Below are 17,425 nucleotides of genomic sequence, written 5' to 3' on the forward strand. Positions count from 1 at the left end.
AGCGGATGGAGCGTCAGGCGCCCTCGACCTCGGATATGCGGCGGGCCTCGGCCAGCAGGGCGGCCAGAACCGGGGTGTGCGGCTCTCGCCATGGCGCGATCAGCCCGACCTGCAGCCCCGGCCGCCCGCCGGTCAGCGGGATCGACCGCAGCCGGGTATCCCCCGACAGGAGCGCGGTGGTATGTTCGTTGACGATGCTGACCCAGGGCCCGGCAGTGACATGGGCAATCAGCGCCAGGATCGAGTTCGATTCCACCATCGGCGCAGCCTCGACCCCGGCATCGGCCATAAGCCGCCCCACGATCCGCCGGTTCTGCATGTCCGGCGTCAACAGGCACAGCGGCAGGCCGGCCAGTTCCGACCAGGCCATCGCGTCGCGCGCGGCCAGAGGGCCATCGGCGCGCATCAGCAACCGGTAGCGTTCGGAATACAGCGGCACCCTGGACACCCGCCCCAGCGGTTCGTTGTCCAGATAGGTGATCCCGGCATCAAGGCCCAGATTCTCGACCTCCTGCAGGATTTCAACCGAGTTACGCGACAGGATGCGGATGCGCACATTGGGGTGGCGCTTCAGAAAGGGGTCGGTCAGCCGCACCACCATCGGCAGCGCGGTGGGGATGACGCCCAGCCGCAGATTGCCCGAAAGCCCCTGACGGGCGGCGCGCATTTCCTCGCGCAGGGTGCGGGCGTCGGCAACGATCCGGCGCGCCCAGTCCAGCACCCGCGCGCCTTCGGGGGTCAGCCCCTGATAGCGCGACCCGCGCCAGACCAGTTGCACCCCCAGTTCCGCTTCCAGTTGCCGGATCGCCCCCGAAAGCGATGGCTGGCTGATACCGCAACGTTCAGCGGCGCGGCCGAAATGCTCTTCTGTTGCCAGGGCGATGAACATTTCCAGCTTGTCAAGCATCTGCAATGGCCTCCGTTGCGCTTTGCCCATCCTGCGCCGGGGCGGGGGTGGGCGCAACAGCGCGCAGATAAAGCGCCGCAGGATCTTGTTGGCCGGGGGGCATCGGCTTACATGCGACGGCATGGCAAGGTTTTTCTCCCTCTCGCGCTGGCGCGGGCCCGTGGTCTCGGTTGTTCGGCTCGATGGCATGATCGCCTCCGGGTCCGGGCGGCTGAATGACCAGACTCTCGCCCCGGTGATCGAAGCCGCGTTTCGCCGCGGCAAGCCCCGTGCGGTGGCGCTGGCGATCAACTCGCCCGGCGGCTCGCCCGCGCAAAGCTCGCTCATCGCCGCGCGCATCCGCCGCCTGGCCACTGAGCACAAGGTGCCGGTCCATGCCTTTGTCGAGGATCTGGCCGCCTCGGGCGGCTATTGGCTGGCAACGGCGGCAGATGACATCTGGGTGGATGCCAACTCGATCGTCGGCTCCATCGGGGTGATCTATGCGGGTTTCGGCTTCGACGGGCTGATAGAACGCTACGGGGTGCAGCGCCGCGTGCACACCGCCGGTGAACGCAAGTCCATGCTGGACCCGTTCCGCCCCGAAAACCCCGAAGAGGTCGCCCGCCTGCGCGACTGGCAGGCCCAGATCCATGAAACCTTCATCAATCAGGTCAAGTCCCGGCGCGGCCCCCGCCTGCACGCCGACGAGGACCTGTTCGACGGCTCCATCCGCATCGGCGCCAGGGCGGTCAGCGCCGGGCTGGCCGACGGGATCGACCATCTGGTGCCGAAGATGAAGGCGCTCTATGGCGAGAAACTGCGCTTCATCCCCTATGGCCCCCGTCGCCCGCTGCTGCGCCGCTTCGGCCTGAGCCTGATGCAGGATGCCCTGGCCACCGCTGAAGAACGCGCCCTGCGCGCACGCTACGGGGCCTGAGGCGCATGCTGGTCAAGATCGTTACCCTGTTTCTGGTGTTCATGGTGGTTATGGGGGCTGTCCAGCGCTGGATCAATCCCAAGCGCAAGATCGGCAAGCGCGACCAGACCCGCCTGGGACGCCCGCGCAAATGCCCCGAATGCGGGCGTTTCCTGATCGGAACCGGGACGTGCACCTGCAAGAACTGACCGCGCCGCTGCGCCGGGGGGCCATGTGATGCTGATCGATCTTGCACAGGTTGCGGCCGGGTTGGTCATTTTGCTGGTGGCAGGCGATCTGCTGGTCCGCGGGGCGGTCAATCTGGCGCTGCGGCTGGGCATCCCGGCGCTGATGGTCGGCATGACGGTGGTCGCCTTCGGCACCTCGGCGCCGGAACTGGTGGTTTCGGTCCAGGCGGTCTGGATCGGCGCGGGCGGTCTGGCGCTCGGCAATGTGGTGGGATCGAACATTGCCAATATCCTCATGGTGCTGGGCCTGCCTGCGCTGATCGCGCCGCTGGCCGTGGACCCGGCGCTGCGCCGGGATTTCGCCATCATGATTGCCGCCACGGTGCTGTTCCTTGCGCTGGCCATGGGCGGCGTGTTCCACCATTGGCAGGCGCTGGCACTGCTGCTGGGGCTGGGGCTGATGCTGGGCGACAATCTGCGCCGCGCCCGGGCGATCCGGGCTGCGGCCCCCGCCGAGGCCGATGATCCCGGCGATCTCGAAGGCGCCGACCCCGCGCTGCCAGGCTGGAAGCTGACCCTGTTCCTGGTGCTGGGGATCCTCGGCCTGCCGCTTGGGGCGCAACTGCTGGTGGCGGGGGCGGTGGACATCGCCTCGGCGCTGGGCGTCTCGGATGCGGTGATCGGGCTGACGCTGGTGGCGGTGGGAACATCGCTGCCGGAACTGGCGACCACGCTGCTCGCCGCCTGGCGGCGCGAGGCGGGGGTCGCCATGGGCAATATCATCGGTTCCAACATCTTCAACCTGCTCTGCATCATCGGTGTGGCCGGCATGGTCGGCCCCATCGCCGTGCCCGAATCCATGCTGCGCCTTGACCTGTGGGTCATGGCCGGCAGTTCGCTGCTGCTGCTGCCCTTCATCCTGCGCGGCGCGCCGATCACGCGGCCGGTGGGGCTGGCCTTGTCTCTGGCCTATGCGGGCTACATCACTTTCCTGGTGATACGCGGCGGCTAGGGGCAGACATGACAGGCAAGGCACTTGTGACGGGTGCGGGGCGGCGGTTGGGGCGCGCGATGGCTCTGTGGCTGGGCGCGCGCGGCTGGGACGTGGCGGTGCACTACGGCAGCTCTGCCGGACAGGCCAAGACCGTGGCCGATGAAATCGCCGCACAGGGCCAGCGCAGCGCCGCGCTGCAGGCCGATCTGCTGGATGACGCCCAGATCGCGCCCCTGATCGACCGCGCCGTGCAGGTGCTCGGCGGCCCATTGACGCTGCTGATCAACAACGCCTCGATCTTCGAGCAGGACAGCATCGCCACCGCCACCCGCGAAAGCTGGGACAGGCACTTCATGTCCAACCTGCGCGCGCCCTTCGTTCTGACCCAGCGCTTTGCCGCCCAGGCGCCCCCGGCCGCGCGTGATCCCATGAACGAACCCCGCGCCCAGGCGCAGGTCATCAATATCATCGACCAGAAGGTCTGGCGCCTGAACCCCGATTTCATGACCTACACCTTGGCAAAATCCGCGCTCTGGACCCTCACGCGCACGGCTGCCCAGGGCCTCGCGCCCGATGTGCGCGTCAACGCCATCGGCCCCGGACCCACCTTGCGGTCAATCCACCAGACCCCCGAGGACTTCGCCAGCGAACGCGCCGGAACCTTGCTCCATCGCGGCGCCTCCGAAGCCGATATTACCGCAGCGCTTGGTTACCTGCTCGAGGCGCCATCGGTCACCGGCCAGATGATTGCCGTTGACGGCGGGCAACACCTTGCCTGGCACAGCTCCGACCCCCTCGGCAGCCCCTGACTCTCGGTTCCCTTGCGCCCCCGATCCCCTTCATCCTTGTCGAAATATCCCGGGGGGTCCGGGGGGCTGGCCCCCCGGCACCGGCCAGATGCGCATGGATGAAAGTCCGGCGCCTCACCGGTATTCGATCAACCCGGGCTCCCGCCCGCGCCAGCGCCGTATCGCCCAGGTGAGCATCCCCTGCAGGTTGGCAAATTTTGACAGCGTCAGCAACGCGGCCCCGGCGGCCGCGTGGCGGCGGCTGAAACCTTCGGCGCGCAGGCGCCGGGCATTGCGCAGGTTCGAGGCCAGGTAAAGCGCGCCCAGGCCCGCCAGCGCCAGCCCCCCGATCCAGGGCAGAAGCAGCACCGCCGCCAGCGGCAGCACGACCGCCCAGACCCAGGCGCGGAGCCGTTCGGCGCGATAGGCGCCAGGCGTCACGGTTGCCACCTGCGCAAAGGAATGCCCTGCCCGCACCGCGCGGCGCCAGAACGGGCCCAGCCGGTGCATGGCCAGATCATGGGTTGCCATCTCCTGCCCAACCGGCGCGACCTGCCAACCCGCCGCCCGCAAGCGGTCGCAGAACTCGCCCTCTTCGCCCGCGATCAGGTCCTCGCGGAACCCGCCCGTTTCCAGAAGCGGCGCAAACCGGCCCAGGAACACGCCGGTAAAGCTGGCGCCGCCCCGCACCACCATGTCCCATTCGTGGTCCTGCATCCGGTTATAGACCGACGTCCCCGGCGCCTCTTCGCGTACCCGGCCAAAGACCGCGGCCAGGTCAGGCCGGGCGTTCAGCGCCTCCAGCCCCGCAGCAATCCAGCCCGCAACCACCACGCAATCGCCATCGACCAGCTGTATGAACTCGGGCGGATCATCCGACAGTGCGCGCAGCCCCGCATTGCGCGCCCGCGCCGCGCTCAGCGGCGGGGCCAGTTCCACCACGGCATCCGCCCCTGCCGCCCGCGCCACCGCCACGCTGTCATCCGAGGACGCGCTGTCCACATAGACCACGCGGCGCACATCCGCGCGCAGGGCGGCAATGGCCGCGCCCAGCCGCGCCCCCTCATTCCGGCCGATCACCACCGCGTCGATTACCGCCATCTTTCCCTCATCGCTGCAGACCTTCTGCCCATAGCACAGATGCAGCCCAATCGCGGCACCCACTGGGCAAGGGCGCGGATTTGTGGTGGATTGCGCCGAAACAGAGATCAGGGAGGAGGCCGCAATGACCCGCGCGCAGATCATCGGTTGGGCGCATACCCGCTTTGGCAAGTCCGAAGCCCCGGACACCGAATCGCTCATGGCCGAGGCGCTTCCGCAGGCGCTGGCCCACGCCGGGATCGGCGCCGAGGATGTGGACGGCCTCTTTGTCGGCGTCTTCAACAACGGCTTTTCGCAACAGGATTTTCAGGCCGCACTGGTGGCCATGGGGGATGAGCGTTTGCGCCACACTCCGGCGGTGCGGTTTGAAAACGCCTGCGCCACGGGTTCGGCGGCGCTGCACGGGGCGCTGGATTTCCTGGATGCCGGGCGTGGTCAGATCGCCGTGGTCATCGGCGCGGAGAAGATGACCGCCACCCCCACCGCCGCCGTGGGCGACATCCTGCTGGGGGCAAGCTACGTGGCCGAGGAAGCGGTGGTCGAGGGCGGCTTCGCAGGGCTCTTCGGCCAGATTGCCCAAAGCTATTTCCAGCGCCATGGTGACCAGTCCGAGGCGCTCGCCATGATCGCCGCCAAGAACCACCGCAACGGCATGGCCAACCCCTTTGCCCATATGCGCAAGGATTTCGGCGTCGATTTCTGCAATACCCCGTCCGAGAAGAACCCCCGCGTGGCCGGGCCGCTGCGGCGCACCGATTGTTCGCTGATCTCGGACGGGGCGGCGGTGCTGGTGCTGGCGGCGCCGGTGGCGGCGGCGGACGCCCCGCGTGCGATCCGTTTCCGCGCCCGGGTGCAGGCCAATGACATTCTGGCCATGTCACGCCGCGATGTGCTGGCGTTTGAGGGCGCGCGCCGGGCCTGGGCGGGCGCGCTGGCGAAGGCGGGGATGACGCTGGATGATCTGGCGCTGGTGGAAACCCATGATTGCTTCACCATCGCCGAACTGTTGGAATACGAGGCCATGGGCCTGACCGCCCCCGGGCAGGGCGCGCGCGCGATCCGTGACGGCACAGTGGCGCGCGACGGGCGGCTGCCGGTGAACCCCTCGGGCGGGTTGAAGTCCAAGGGCCACCCCATCGGCGCCACCGGGGTCTCCATGCATGTCATGGCCGCGATGCAGGTGGCGGATGAAGCCGGCGCGATGCAGATCCCCGGCGCCACAACCGCGGGCGTCTTCAACATGGGGGGCGTCGCCGTGGCCAATTACTGTTCCATCCTGGAGCGTGTGGCATGAGCGCGGCGCCGGTCAGCACCCGGGTGATGAACCTGGCCTCGATGCTCAGCCAGACCGCGCGGCGGCTGGGGCCGGATCTGGCGCTGGTCTGGGGCGATCTGCGCCTCAGCTGGGCCGAGCTGGAGACCCGCGCCTGCGCCTGCGCTGCCGCGCTGCAGGGGCTGGGCGTGGCCAAGGGCGACCGCGTGCTGGTCCATTCGTCGAACAACATCCAGATGATCGAGGCCATGTTCGCCTGTTGGCGGCTGGGCGCGGTCTGGGTGCCCGCCAATTTCCGGCTGGCACCTGCGGAACTGGCCGGGCTGGCCGAAACCGCCGCGCCGAAGCTGCTGATCGGCCATGCAGCTTTCCCGGAACACGCCCGCGCCTGCGCCGGGCTGGTGGAGGCCACCGTGACCATCGGCGGGGGCGAGGCTGACTATGACGCGCTGGTCGCCGCGCATATGGGGCAGGCGCCTGATGCCGTGGCCGTGGACCGTGATGACCCGGCGTGGTTCTTCTTCACCTCGGGCACCACGGGGCGGCCAAAGGCGGCGGTGCTGACCCATGGGCAGATGGCCTTTGTCATCACCAATTTCATGTGCGACCTGATGCCGGACAGCGGGCCGGGGGATGCCTCCCTGGTCGTTGCGCCCTTGTCGCATGGTGCGGGGGTGCATCTGCTGGGGCAGGTGGCCAAGGGGGTCAAGACGGTGCTGCCGCCCGGCACCGGATTTGACCCGGGCGTGATCTGGCAACTGGTGCAGGACTGGCGCATCACCAATGCCTTTACCGTGCCCACCATCCTCAAGCGGCTGGTGGAACACCCGGCGGTGGACACGGCGGACCATTCCGCGCTGCGCCATGTCATCTATGCGGGCGCGCCCATGTATCGCGCCGATCAGATCCGCGCGCTGGAGAAACTCGGCGCCGTGCTGGTGCAGTATTTCGGGCTGGGCGAGGTGACGGGCAGCATCACCGTGCTGCCCCCCGTGCACCATACCACCGACGATTCGCAGATGCGGCTGGGCACCTGCGGCTTTGCCCGCACCGGCATGGAGGTGCAGGTGCAGGATGACGACGGCCGCGCCCTGGGCCCGAATGAAACCGGCGAGATCTGCGTCATCGGCCCCGCCGTCTTTGCCGGCTACCACAACAACCCCGAGGCCAACGCCAAATCCTTTCGCAACGGCTGGTTCCGCACCGGCGATCTGGGCCATATGGATGCCGAAGGGTTTGTCTATCTGACCGGGCGGGCCTCGGACATGTATATCTCGGGCGGGTCCAACATCTACCCGCGCGAGATCGAGGAGGTGATCCTGCGCATCCCCGGCGTGTCGGAATGTGCCGTCCTGGGCGTCCCGGACCCGGAGTGGGGGGAGGTTGGCCTGGCTGTGGTGGTCCCCGAACCCGGTGCCGCGCTGGACCCGCAGGCGGTGCAGGCGGGCATCGCCCCGCACCTGGCGCGCTACAAGCTGCCGAAATCGGTGGTCCTGTGGGAGGAACTGCCCAAATCCGGCTATGGCAAGGTCACCAGAAAGCTGATCCGTGCCGAACTGGAACGCCGGGGCCAGTGGCCGGCGCCGTGATCGAACGGCTGACCCACCCCGGACCGGTGGCGGCAAAACGCTTCTGCGCGCTGCCCGTGCGGGCCGAGCCGCTGACCCTCATTCTGCCGGCGGGTGTTCCCCTGCTGGAGGCGCTGGCAGACACCGGCCTGCGCGCCGCATGGCTGGAACTTGCCGATGTCCCCATGGCACGGCTGGACTATTTGCGCCCCGGCCCGGATCCGACAGGCGAACACGCCGCCTGGTATGACGGGCCGCACCGGGCCGATGGCGCGGTAATGACACGGTTGAGCCTGCATCTGGGGCGCCGTGGTGGGGAGCCCTGGCTGCATGGTCATGGCGGGTGGCAGGGCGCGCGCGGCGCCGGTGGCGGGCATGTGCTGCCCAGCGCCACGGTGCTGGCCGAACCCGCCCGGGCACGGGGTTGGGCGCTGGAGGGGGCCATGCTGGAGGTGACACCGGACCCGGAGACCCGGTTCGACCTGTTTCAGCCGGTGCCGGATGCCACGGTCAAAGACCCCGATGCCGTGCTGCTGACCCTGCGGCCCAACCAGGATATCACCTTGGCCGTGGAAGCGGCCGCTGCGGCCCATGGCATCCGGAATGGTACGGTGCACGGGCTGGGCAGCCTGGTGGCGCCGCGCCTGACCATGGGGGCCGAGGCTAGCATCGCCACGGAAATCCTGATCACGGATGGGCAGATCGTCAACGGTCATGCGGCCCTGTCGGCATTGGTGGTGGGGTTTGGCGGGCGGATCACGCTGGCCGGGCTGGAACGCGGGCATTGCGGGGTCTGTGTGACCTGCGAAATCCTGATCCGGCGGGCTGATCCCTGCTGCTGACAGGGTTTCACGTGTGGTTGAGCGGCGCGCGCGGGCTTTGCGTTTTCCGCGCTGACCCCTATGTTGCACCTGAGTCCAGGCCGCGCCCCCGCGGCCCGAAAGCCATATCTGGAGTGACCATGACGAAAAGCCGTGCCATGACCCTTTCGTGCGATACACGCCGGTATCTCTGGCCGGGGCTTGCGGTCCTGATGCTGGCCGTGCTGCTTCTGGCGATGCAAACGGTGCAGGCCGCCGCCCAGGATCGCCCTGCCAGTTTTGCCGATCTGGCCGAAAGTGTCAGCCCGTCCGTGGTGAACATCACCACCTCGACCACGGTGGCATCCCGGAACGATCCGATGCCCACCCCGCCCCAGGGTTCGCCCTTCGAGGATTTCTTTCGTGACTTCTTCGACCGTGAAGATCGCCCACGGCAAAGCCAGGCGCTTGGATCAGGCTTCGTGATCTCCGAGGACGGTTTCATTGTCACCAACAACCATGTGATCGAAGGCGCGGATGAGATTCTGGTGGAATTCTTCGCCGGGCTGGAACTGCCCGCAACACTGATCGGCACCGACCCAGCCACCGATCTGGCCTTGCTGAAGGTCGAACATGAAAGCCCGCTGCCCTATGTGCCCTGGGGCGATTCCGAAGCCTCGCGCGTGGGGGACTGGGTGATTGCGGTGGGCAACCCGCTGGGGCAGGGGTTTTCGGTCAGTGCGGGCATCATCTCGGCCCGTGGGCGTGCGCTGCAGGGCAATTACGATGACTACATCCAGACCGACGCCGCCATCAACCGTGGCAACTCGGGCGGGCCGCTGTTCAACATGGAGGGCGAGGTCATCGGCGTGAACACCGCGATCCTGTCGCCCACCGGCGGCTCCATCGGGATCGGTTTTGCCATGTCCTCGAATGTGGCCGTGGGGGTGATCGAACAACTGCGCGAATTCGGCACCACCCGGCGCGGCTGGCTGGGCGTGCGTATCCAGGATCTGACCGATGACATGGCCGAGGCGTTGGGCCTGGACCGGGCGGAAGGTGCCATGGTCACCGATGTGATGGAAGGCCCCTCGCGCGAGGCCGGGATGCAGACCGGCGACGTGATTCTGCGCTTCGATGGCGGCATCGTGCGCGACACGCGCCAGCTGGTGCGCCGCGTGGGCGATGCGGGCGTTGGCCGCGATGTCGAGGTGGTGGTGTTCCGTGACAATGAGGAACTGACCCTGACCGTGACACTGGGTCAGCGCGAACTGGTGGAAAACGGCATGACCCCGCCGGACGAGGCCGCCCCCGAACCCGAGGAAGAAACCGCGGGCAGCTACATGGGAATGCGTCTTGAGCCGCTGACCGATGCCCTGCGCGAGGAAATGGGCATCGCATCGGGCATGAGCGGCTTGCTGGTCCGGGATGTCGACCCCGAAAGCGATGCCGCCCAGAAGGATGTGCGCCCCGGCGATGTCATCACCGAGGCTGGCCAGACCCCGGTCAACACCGTTGCCGAGTTGCGCGAGCGGGCCGAAGAGGCGCGCGAGGCCGGGCGCCGCTCTTTGCTGGTGCTTCTGCGCCGCGGTGGTGATCCGCGCTTCGTGGCGCTGAGTGTCGAGGAAGACTGAGCCCCGGATTTGCGCAGGCCATCAGCACTGCCACGCGCGGCGCGGACCTTCGGGTTCGCGCCGCGCTGTCATTTGCGGGAGGGCGAAGGAACATGCGCGGCGGCGCAGCGGATGTCTGCCATGGCAGTCACCACGCGCGCCTCCAGCTGTCAGAACTCCGACGCATCATAGGGGACGAGGCCCAGCTCTCGCGCGGTTTGCAGGGACAGGATCGGACTGTTGAAACCGCGTGCGGCCTGATAGGCCTGCACAGCGGCGCGGGTGCGATCATCGGCATCACCGGTGATTTCGGGCGCCATGTAGCCGCGCACCGACAAGGCCCGCTGAAGCGATTCGATAAAGGCGGGGGTCACATCCTCGGGGCAGGGGGTCTGCACCAGCGACTGACCCGGAACATCGGTGTGCCCCCAGCATCCATGGGCCTGGCGGTCCGAAATCTGCGTGACCTCCGCAGTGCCCAGGCCGCGCGTGACCTCCATTGGCATGTCTGCGGTCTGACAGGCGCCCAGCACGGCTGCACAGGCGATCATGGCGCCTGCGACCGTCTTTCGCGATATCCGTTTTCTGCTGCGCATGGTGACAGTCTGATGTTTCCAGGCCGATTCTTGAAGCAGGAAACAATCTGTTGCCGAAATCAGGCGCTTTTGGGGCAGGGCTGGGGAAAAAATTGCAGCACCGCGCTGCGTGAGGCTGGTGCCCGGATGACTGGTCAAACCCGATCTGCTGCCTTATGTCGAACGCGGGGCGCCCGATGGCGCAGTTTGGTTCGGCAAGAGGCAAGGCATGGCACGTATCACCTATGTGGAATTCAACGGCACCGAGCATGTGGTCGATGTGGCCAACGGCATGACCGTGATGGAAGGCGCGCGCGACAACGGCATTCCGGGGATCGAGGCCGATTGCGGTGGCGCCTGCGCCTGTTCCACATGCCATGTCTATGTGGACAGCGCCTGGGTTGAAAAACTGCCTGCACGGGATGCGATGGAAGAGGATATGCTGGACTTTGCCTATGAGCCTGACGCCGAGCGCTCGCGTCTGACCTGCCAGATCAAGGTTTCTGACGATCTGGACGGGTTGAAGGTCTTCATGCCCGAAAAGCAGATCTGACAGGCGGCGCCGGGCGTTTCGGCCGCGGCAGCGCGCCTTGGCGTTCTGCAGGATATATCCCCGCGTCATCGGGCGGCCGAAAACGGCCGGGGCTGCGCATGGCGTGATGCGACCGCCCAGCTCTGCGCCTTCAGGTTGCCGCTCAGCGGTTGCTGTCGATCCAGCGCGACATCAGGCCCCGGTCACGAAAGCATTCCTCGGGCACCTGGCGCCGCTTGATCCGGGCCAGCTTTTCGGCAAAGGCGACTTGCTTGTTGCTGGGGGTGTTGGGCCGTTCGGCAGGGCGCAGGGCGGCCTGGATGCCGATCCAGCGGCTCAGGCTCAGGCGATTTTGCTGCGCCTCCCATGGCACGATCACCTGATTGCGCAGGGCCAGCTTGCGGGCATAGGCCAGTTGCTTTTCAGTCGGCGGAAGCTGGGACTGCTCGGTCATGGTCACGCTCCTTTCAACCCTCAATATAGAACAAAGCATGGACAAAATCAAGCATGTTGCGTTTGAACGTATGTCGGCGTCTATATGTTGATTTGCAGCTTTGTCCGAAACAGGATGCTGCGTGCCCCCACGCCGATCACCCGTCGCAAAACCCCGGCGGGCTTGTCGCTTTCGTGCGTTCAGGCGTCGTGGGGGCTTGTTCCGGCCCGGGGGAATTGCGGCAATGAAGGCCCAGAATTCCGTGCTGGAGAAGCGCCATGAAAACGCATGTCAAAGCCCTTGTTGTCGGTGGTGGGGCGGTGGGGGCCTCGATTGCCTATCATCTGGCCAGGGCGGGCTGGGACACCCTGTTGCTGGAACGCGATGAGCTGACCTCGGGGTCCACATGGCATGCGGCGGGGCTGCTGCCGCTGTTCAACATGGGCTATGCCACCAGCCACATCCATGACTACAGCGTGAAATTCTACAAGCGGCTGGAGGCTGAGACAGGCCTGAACGCCGGGTTCTATGTGGTGGGCAACCTGCGCATGGCCCAGACCCAGGCGCGCATGGATGAATACATGCTCTATGCCGCCACCGCCGAGACGGTGGGCATTCCCTATGAGTGGATGACGCCCGCGCAGATCAAGGAGCGGTGGCCGCTGGTCCGGACCGAGGATCTGCAGGGCGCGATCTTCCACCCCAGCGATGGCTACATCAACCCGGCCGATGTGACCCAGGCCATGGCCAAGGGCGCCCGCCAGCACGGGGCCGAGATCATGCGCCGCGTGCAGGTGGATGGCTACCGCTGGACCGGCTCCGAATGGATCGTGTCCTGCACGAAGATGGTGGAGAAGGGCGGGAACCTTGTCCCCTCGAACGAGCGTTTCGAGATCACCGCCGAGCATGTGGTCACCGCCACCGGCAACCACGCCCAGCGCACCGCGCGTCTGCTGGGCATCAAGATCCCGGCGATCCCGGTCGAACACCAATATATCGTCACCGAACCCGACCCCGCGCTGCGCGACTACCGTGCGGCGGGCAACCCCGAACACCCCGTCCTGCGCGATGCAGATGCCAAATGGTATGTGCGCGAGGAACGCGGCGGCTGGATTCTTGGCCCTTACGAGCGCAATGCCCCCGCACGCTTCCTCTATGATGTGCCCGAAAGCTTCCGTGCCGATCTGTTCCCGCTGGATCTGGAGCGGATCGAGGAAGAATACATGTCCATGATCCACCGGATTCCGTCCTCGGAAACCGTGGGGCTGAAGGACGACTACAACGGGCCGATCTGCTACACCCCCGATGGCAACCCGCTGGTGGGCCCCGCACCCGGCCTGCGCAACATGTGGCTGGCCGAGGGTTTCAGCTTCGGCATCACCGCCGCGGGCGGCACCGGGTACTACCTGGCGCAGATGATGGTGGAGGGCGAGGCCGAGATCGACATGGCATCGCTGGACCCCAAGCGCTACGGCGACTGGATGACCACCGAATACGGCGCGCGCAAGAACGAGGAAGCCTACGAACACGTCTACATCCTGCACCACCCGGATGAAGAGCGCCCGGCCTGCCGCCCCCTGCGCACCGCGCCCTGCTATGACCGGGTAAAGGCGCTTGGCGCGCAGTTCGGCTGTGTCAACGGGTTCGAGCGGCCGAATTACTTTGGCCCGGTGGACGCGCCCGAAGGGTTCGACCATGACGCGCGCAGCTTCCGCCGGGGCGGCTGGTGGCAATATGCGGTCGATGAGGCCCGCGCCATCCGCGAGGGCGTCGGCATGATCGACGCCACCGCCTTTACCAAACATCTGGTCCGCGGCCCCGGCGCCACGGCGTTTCTGGATTGGTTCACCTGCAACCGACTGCCGAAGGTGGGGCGTATCAACCTGACCTATGCCCTGACCGAGGCCGGCACCACGCGTACCGAATACACCATCGTCCGGCTGGCCGAGAACGAATATTACCTGATCTCCTCGGGCGCGCTGACCACCTATGACGGGGACTTCCTGCGCAAGGCCGCCGAGGACAGGATGGCCGATTTCGGCTGGATCGACATCCATGACGTAACCACGCAATGGGGTGTCTTTGCCGTGGCCGGGCCGCGCGCGCGCGACCTGCTGAACCCGCTGGTCAGGGATGCCGACCCCGCAACCGTGCTGTCCAACAAGCGCTTCCCCTGGCTTTCGGTGCGCAACATCGAACTGGGCATGTGCCCGGTCCGGGCCGTCCGCGTGGCCTATACGGGCGAACTGGGCTGGGAATTGCACCACCCCATCGAGATGCAGAATTACCTGTTCGACCAGATCATGGCGGCGGGTGAGGGTGTGGGCCTGAAGCTGGTGGGCGCGCGGGCGCAGAACTGGCTGCGGCAGGAGAAGTCATACCGCGCCTTTGGCAACGAACTGGGCCGCGATGCGACCCCGCTGGAGGCCGATCTGCCGCGCTTCGTGGACATGACCAAGGATTTCCACGGCAAGGACGCCATGGCCGCCACCGGAATCCGCTCCAAATGCTGCACGCTGTTGATTGATGGCCCGGCCGATGCCGATCCCTGGGGGCGCGAGGCGCTGTATCTGGGTGAGGAAAAGGTCGGGCGCCTGACCTCGGGCGGGTATTCGGTGGCCTTTGGCAAATCCATCGGCATGGGCTACGTGCGCCCTGATCTGGCGGTCGAAGGCCAGACGCTGAAGGTTCGGATGTTCGACCGGCTGTGGGAGGCGACTGTCACCTGTGACAGCCCCTATGACCCGAAGAACGAGACCATCCGCAAGGACGGCTGAGCCATCACGACATCGGGGCGCCTTTGGGCGCCCCTTCTTTTCGGCGTGGCTGTCCCCGGGCGGTTACCCGGTGGGAATGGTGTCATCTGTGCGCAGGGCGGGCAGGCCGACACCCGTGCTTTCGAACCCGCCATCCACGGCGATCACCTGCCCGCTGACATAGCTGGCGCGCCCGGAACACAGAAAGACGATCACTTCGGCAATCTCGGTTTCGGACCCGTAGCGGTTCAGGGGAATCGCGTCATGATAGGCGTCGATGATCTCCTGGCTGTGGACGGCCATCGCCAGCTTGGTGCGCACCGGGCCGGGGCAGACGCAGTTTGCGCGCACACCGAACTCGCCCAGCTCGGCGGCCTGCTGTTTGGTCAGCTGGATCACCGCGGCCTTGGATGTGCCATAGGCCACCCGCAGCGTGGAGGCGCGCAGCCCCGAGATGGAGGCGATGTTGACGATCGCGCCGCGCCGGGCGCAAAGCGGCCCCAGCGCGGCCTGGGACATCAGGAATACGCCATCCAGATTGGTCTCCATCACCCGGCGCCAGCGGGCGAAATCGGTTTCGGCGATGGGGCCGAAATCGGCGATGCCGGCATTGTTGACCAGCGCATCCACCCCGCCGAAGGCATCGATGATGCGGGGCAGGGTGGCGTCAACCTGATCGGGCTGCGAGACATCGCACAGAAAGGGCAGCGCCCCGTCCAGACCGCTGGCGGCGTCTTCCAGCGCCGGGGCGTCGCGGTCGATCATGGCGACCTGCCAGCCCTCGTTCAGGAACAGCCGTGTTGTTGCCAGACCGATTCCGCGCGCAGCACCGGTGACGATTGCCGTTTTCTTTTGCATGGGATTGCCTCGATTGATCCACCAGGGTGACAGGCCTGCCGCCACCTGTATACATGGGGGCAGAAATGACAGAGGCGCTCATGACCAACAAGTCCTTCTTTCAGCCCGTTTCGGGCTTTGTGCTGCCCCGCTTTGCCGGGGTGGCGTCCTTCATGCGGCTGCCGGTGGTGCCGCCGGATCATCCCCGCATCGACGATGTGCAGGTGGGCCTGGTTGGCGCGCCCTGGGACGGGGGCACAACCAACCGGCCCGGCCCCCGCCACGCGCCGCGCGCGCTGCGCGATGCATCGACCATGATCCGCGCGCAGAATGGCGTCACCGGCGTGCGCCCGTTCGAGGCCCTGAACTGCGCCGATCTGGGGGATGTTACCCCCAACCCTGCCGATCTGGCCGACAGCCTGCGCCGGATGGAGGACTTCTATACCGATATCCGCGCCCGCGGGATCATCCCGCTGACCGGCGGCGGCGACCATCTGTGCACCCTGCCGATCCTGCGCGCCCTGGCAAAGGACCGCCCCCTGGGCATGGTCCATTTCGACAGCCACACCGATCTGTTCCACAGCTATTTCGACGGCCAGATGTATACCCACGGCACCCCCTTCCGCCGCGCCGTCGAAGAAGGGCTGCTGGACCCCAAGCGGGTCTGCATAATCGGGATCCGCGGTACCGCCTATGACAGCGAGGACCGCGATTTTGCCCGCGCCGAGGGGATCCGCGTCATCCCGATCGAGGAATTCCACACCCGCACCCCCGTCGATATCATGGAGGAAGCGCGCGGCATCGTCGGCAGCGGGCCGACCTATGTCAGCTATGACATCGATTTCGTGGATCCCGCCTTTGCCCCCGGCACCGGGACGCCCGAAGTTGGCGGGCCGAATTCCTGGCAGGCGCTGGAGGTCGCGCGGCTGCTGGCAGGTGTCGATATCGTGGGTGCGGATCTGGTCGAGGTCTCACCCCCCTTCGACCAGACCGGCGGCACCGCCTATCTGGGGGCGTCGATCATGTTCGAACTGCTCTGCGCCATGGTCAGCGCGCCGGGTCTGAAACCCTGAATCAAAAGCGCCCCGCCATACGGGCGGGGCGCAATCCTCAATGCAGTCCTCGATACTGTCCGATCACTCGGGCAGAATCACGGCATCGATGACGTGGATCACGCCGTTCGAGGCTTCGATATCCGCCAGAACCACATTGGCCCCATCGACGGTCACGCCGTCTTCGGTGCCGATGGTCACCGACTTGCCATTCACGGTCTCGGCCATCATGCCATCGGACAGATCACCGGACATGACCGCGCCGGGAACCACATGGTAGGTCAGAATCGCGGTCAGGGTCGGAATGTCCTCCAGCAGGGCCTCAACCGTCCCCTCGGGCAGCGCGGCGAAGGCCTCATCGGTGGGGGCAAACACGGTGAAAGGGCCTTCTCCCTTCAGCGTATCAACCAGCCCGGCAGCTTCGACTGCGGCAACAAGCGTGGTGAAGTTGCCATCGGCCACGGCGATATCGACGATATCCGACTCATGACCGCTGGCGAAGCTGGCCGCGGGCAGGGCAATGGCAGCGGCAGCGGTGATCGAAAGTGCAGTCTTGCGAAGCATCGTGAACTCCTTTGTCGTTTGCGCAGGACAGTCCTGCAGTTGGTCAACGGCAGGGTTACGCGGCCTTCGAGGGTCCGGATGACGCACAAAATCAGGTGAGTCCGACTGGACAGCTGCAACACGGCGCCTAAGCCGCGGCGTTTATCCGATTTCAAATCAATAACTTGTCAGAATATCGGCTGATCTGACCCTCATAGCTGCCAGTTCATGCAGGATGCCAGGCGCGCGGACGCTGATGGTCGCACCGCAAGCCGGGATGACTGTTTGCCCATCCGATTCAGGCCGAGCGACGGGAATCGCGCGCCGAATCCGCCGGGTCGCACGGGCGAGACGGCCAGGCCGCGCGCAGGGGGCCTGCCCGCGCTGCGACAGGTTCCGAAAGCTCAAGGCCGGCTTGCAGAGCAAACCTTGCGCAAGGCCATGATCTTGCGCAATCTTTCAGCGAGGGTCGTTTTTTTCGTGCCTCATGGTCTTTTTTCACTTGCGGAGTTTTGTTTGTGGACCTAGATAGCGCTCACCGGCGGCGGGGAGCTGCTGGGGATCGCG

At 66.5% G+C, this 17,425-nt stretch carries 17 protein-coding genes; 11 read left to right on the forward strand and 6 right to left on the reverse strand.

Annotated elements, in window-relative coordinates; genetic code table 11:
* Positions 1-13 precede the first annotated feature (13 nt).
* Positions 14-907 carry a LysR family transcriptional regulator gene (locus tag HUK65_RS13400; RefSeq protein ID WP_179906776.1) on the reverse strand — a complete coding sequence of 298 codons (894 nt, stop codon included), beginning with the start codon at positions 905-907 and terminating at the stop codon, positions 14-16.
* A 121-nt stretch (positions 908-1,028) separates the two neighbouring features.
* Here HUK65_RS13400 and HUK65_RS13405 point away from each other — a divergent pair, with 121 nt between their 5' ends.
* From HUK65_RS13405 to HUK65_RS13420, 4 genes are read left to right on the forward strand one after another with little or no spacing between them, the layout of a single operon-like run.
* Complete coding sequence (locus HUK65_RS13405) at positions 1,029-1,826, forward strand: S49 family peptidase (protein WP_179906777.1); 798 nt, start codon at positions 1,029-1,031, stop codon at positions 1,824-1,826.
* Between the two features lie 5 nt (positions 1,827-1,831).
* Positions 1,832-2,014 (forward strand): hypothetical protein, encoded by a 183-nt coding sequence (locus HUK65_RS13410; protein WP_179906778.1) that lies wholly within the window; start codon positions 1,832-1,834, stop codon positions 2,012-2,014.
* Between the two features lie 28 nt (positions 2,015-2,042).
* Positions 2,043-3,005, forward strand: a complete 963-nt coding sequence (locus tag HUK65_RS13415; protein ID WP_179906779.1) for a calcium/sodium antiporter — start codon at positions 2,043-2,045, stop codon at positions 3,003-3,005.
* Positions 3,006-3,013: 8 nt separating this feature from the next.
* Positions 3,014-3,796, forward strand: a complete 783-nt coding sequence (locus HUK65_RS13420; protein WP_179906780.1) for an SDR family oxidoreductase — start codon at positions 3,014-3,016, stop codon at positions 3,794-3,796.
* Positions 3,797-3,910: 114 nt separating this feature from the next.
* Here the strand turns inward: HUK65_RS13420 and HUK65_RS13425 are convergent, their stop codons facing one another.
* Complete coding sequence (locus HUK65_RS13425) at positions 3,911-4,876, reverse strand: glycosyltransferase family 2 protein (RefSeq protein ID WP_179906781.1); 966 nt, start codon at positions 4,874-4,876, stop codon at positions 3,911-3,913.
* 124 nt (positions 4,877-5,000) lie between these two features.
* Between HUK65_RS13425 and HUK65_RS13430 the strand changes: the two genes are divergently transcribed.
* The 4 genes from HUK65_RS13430 (at position 5,001) to HUK65_RS13445 (ending at position 10,151) form a co-directional block, all read left to right on the forward strand.
* A complete protein-coding gene (locus tag HUK65_RS13430; RefSeq protein WP_179906782.1) occupies positions 5,001-6,170 on the forward strand; it encodes an acetyl-CoA acetyltransferase in 1,170 nt (389 codons plus the stop codon).
* A complete protein-coding gene (locus tag HUK65_RS13435) occupies positions 6,167-7,738 on the forward strand; it encodes an acyl-CoA synthetase (protein ID WP_179906783.1) in 1,572 nt (523 codons plus the stop codon). Before HUK65_RS13430 ends, HUK65_RS13435 begins: the two co-directional genes overlap by 4 nt.
* Positions 7,723-8,559, forward strand: coding sequence for a DUF296 domain-containing protein (locus tag HUK65_RS13440; RefSeq protein WP_179906784.1), 837 nt, complete (start codon positions 7,723-7,725; stop codon positions 8,557-8,559). Before HUK65_RS13435 ends, HUK65_RS13440 begins: the two co-directional genes overlap by 16 nt.
* A 137-nt stretch (positions 8,560-8,696) precedes the next feature.
* The gene (locus HUK65_RS13445) at positions 8,697-10,151 is read left to right on the forward strand and encodes a Do family serine endopeptidase (RefSeq protein WP_407692434.1); all 1,455 of its coding nucleotides are present in this window, start codon (positions 8,697-8,699) and stop codon (positions 10,149-10,151) included.
* Between the two features lie 149 nt (positions 10,152-10,300).
* Here HUK65_RS13445 and HUK65_RS13450 read toward each other — a convergent pair whose 3' ends face one another.
* The gene (locus HUK65_RS13450) at positions 10,301-10,681 is read right to left on the reverse strand and encodes a peptidoglycan-binding domain-containing protein (protein ID WP_179906786.1); all 381 of its coding nucleotides are present in this window, start codon (positions 10,679-10,681) and stop codon (positions 10,301-10,303) included.
* 253 nt (positions 10,682-10,934) lie between these two features.
* Here HUK65_RS13450 and HUK65_RS13455 point away from each other — a divergent pair, with 253 nt between their 5' ends.
* Positions 10,935-11,258, forward strand: a complete 324-nt coding sequence (locus HUK65_RS13455; RefSeq protein ID WP_179906787.1) for a 2Fe-2S iron-sulfur cluster-binding protein — start codon at positions 10,935-10,937, stop codon at positions 11,256-11,258.
* Between the two features lie 142 nt (positions 11,259-11,400).
* Here the strand turns inward: HUK65_RS13455 and HUK65_RS13460 are convergent, their stop codons facing one another.
* Positions 11,401-11,691 carry a hypothetical protein gene (locus HUK65_RS13460; protein ID WP_179906788.1) on the reverse strand — a complete coding sequence of 97 codons (291 nt, stop codon included), beginning with the start codon at positions 11,689-11,691 and terminating at the stop codon, positions 11,401-11,403.
* A 257-nt stretch (positions 11,692-11,948) separates the two neighbouring features.
* Between HUK65_RS13460 and HUK65_RS13465 the strand changes: the two genes are divergently transcribed.
* Positions 11,949-14,447 carry a GcvT family protein gene (locus HUK65_RS13465; RefSeq protein ID WP_179906789.1) on the forward strand — a complete coding sequence of 833 codons (2,499 nt, stop codon included), beginning with the start codon at positions 11,949-11,951 and terminating at the stop codon, positions 14,445-14,447.
* Positions 14,448-14,510: 63 nt separating this feature from the next.
* Here HUK65_RS13465 and HUK65_RS13470 read toward each other — a convergent pair whose 3' ends face one another.
* The gene (locus HUK65_RS13470) at positions 14,511-15,284 is read right to left on the reverse strand and encodes an SDR family NAD(P)-dependent oxidoreductase (protein WP_179906790.1); all 774 of its coding nucleotides are present in this window, start codon (positions 15,282-15,284) and stop codon (positions 14,511-14,513) included.
* Positions 15,285-15,364: 80 nt separating this feature from the next.
* Between HUK65_RS13470 and speB the strand changes: the two genes are divergently transcribed.
* Entirely contained in the window at positions 15,365-16,336 is a 972-nt protein-coding gene (gene speB, locus HUK65_RS13475; RefSeq protein ID WP_179906791.1) for an agmatinase, read from the forward strand.
* 63 nt (positions 16,337-16,399) lie between these two features.
* Here speB and HUK65_RS13480 read toward each other — a convergent pair whose 3' ends face one another.
* Positions 16,400-16,879, reverse strand: coding sequence for a fasciclin domain-containing protein (locus HUK65_RS13480; RefSeq protein ID WP_179906792.1), 480 nt, complete (start codon positions 16,877-16,879; stop codon positions 16,400-16,402).
* Positions 16,880-17,425 lie beyond the last annotated feature (546 nt).

Origin of the sequence: Rhabdonatronobacter sediminivivens, from assembly GCF_013415485.1 — a bacterium.
Taxonomy (GTDB): Bacteria; Pseudomonadota; Alphaproteobacteria; order Rhodobacterales; family Rhodobacteraceae; genus Rhabdonatronobacter; species Rhabdonatronobacter sediminivivens.

Bases quoted from the DNA above. Each gene is read 5' to 3' on its own strand.
- HUK65_RS13400 (WP_179906776.1), bottom strand. From the start codon at position 907: ATGCTTGACAAGCTGGAAATGTTCATCGCCCTGGCAACAGAAGAGCAT.
- HUK65_RS13405 (WP_179906777.1), top strand. From the start codon at position 1,029: ATGGCAAGGTTTTTCTCCCTCTCGCGCTGGCGCGGGCCCGTGGTCTCG.
- HUK65_RS13410 (WP_179906778.1), top strand. From the start codon at position 1,832: ATGCTGGTCAAGATCGTTACCCTGTTTCTGGTGTTCATGGTGGTTATG.
- HUK65_RS13415 (WP_179906779.1), top strand. From the start codon at position 2,043: ATGCTGATCGATCTTGCACAGGTTGCGGCCGGGTTGGTCATTTTGCTG.
- HUK65_RS13420 (WP_179906780.1), top strand. From the start codon at position 3,014: ATGACAGGCAAGGCACTTGTGACGGGTGCGGGGCGGCGGTTGGGGCGC.
- HUK65_RS13425 (WP_179906781.1), bottom strand. From the start codon at position 4,876: ATGGCGGTAATCGACGCGGTGGTGATCGGCCGGAATGAGGGGGCGCGG.
- HUK65_RS13430 (WP_179906782.1), top strand. From the start codon at position 5,001: ATGACCCGCGCGCAGATCATCGGTTGGGCGCATACCCGCTTTGGCAAG.
- HUK65_RS13435 (WP_179906783.1), top strand. From the start codon at position 6,167: ATGAGCGCGGCGCCGGTCAGCACCCGGGTGATGAACCTGGCCTCGATG.
- HUK65_RS13445 (WP_407692434.1), top strand. From the start codon at position 8,697: ATGACCCTTTCGTGCGATACACGCCGGTATCTCTGGCCGGGGCTTGCG.
- HUK65_RS13450 (WP_179906786.1), bottom strand. From the start codon at position 10,681: ATGATCGCCTGTGCAGCCGTGCTGGGCGCCTGTCAGACCGCAGACATG.
- HUK65_RS13455 (WP_179906787.1), top strand. From the start codon at position 10,935: ATGGCACGTATCACCTATGTGGAATTCAACGGCACCGAGCATGTGGTC.
- HUK65_RS13460 (WP_179906788.1), bottom strand. From the start codon at position 11,691: ATGACCGAGCAGTCCCAGCTTCCGCCGACTGAAAAGCAACTGGCCTAT.
- HUK65_RS13465 (WP_179906789.1), top strand. From the start codon at position 11,949: ATGAAAACGCATGTCAAAGCCCTTGTTGTCGGTGGTGGGGCGGTGGGG.
- HUK65_RS13470 (WP_179906790.1), bottom strand. From the start codon at position 15,284: ATGCAAAAGAAAACGGCAATCGTCACCGGTGCTGCGCGCGGAATCGGT.
- speB (WP_179906791.1), top strand. From the start codon at position 15,365: ATGACCAACAAGTCCTTCTTTCAGCCCGTTTCGGGCTTTGTGCTGCCC.
- HUK65_RS13480 (WP_179906792.1), bottom strand. From the start codon at position 16,879: ATGCTTCGCAAGACTGCACTTTCGATCACCGCTGCCGCTGCCATTGCC.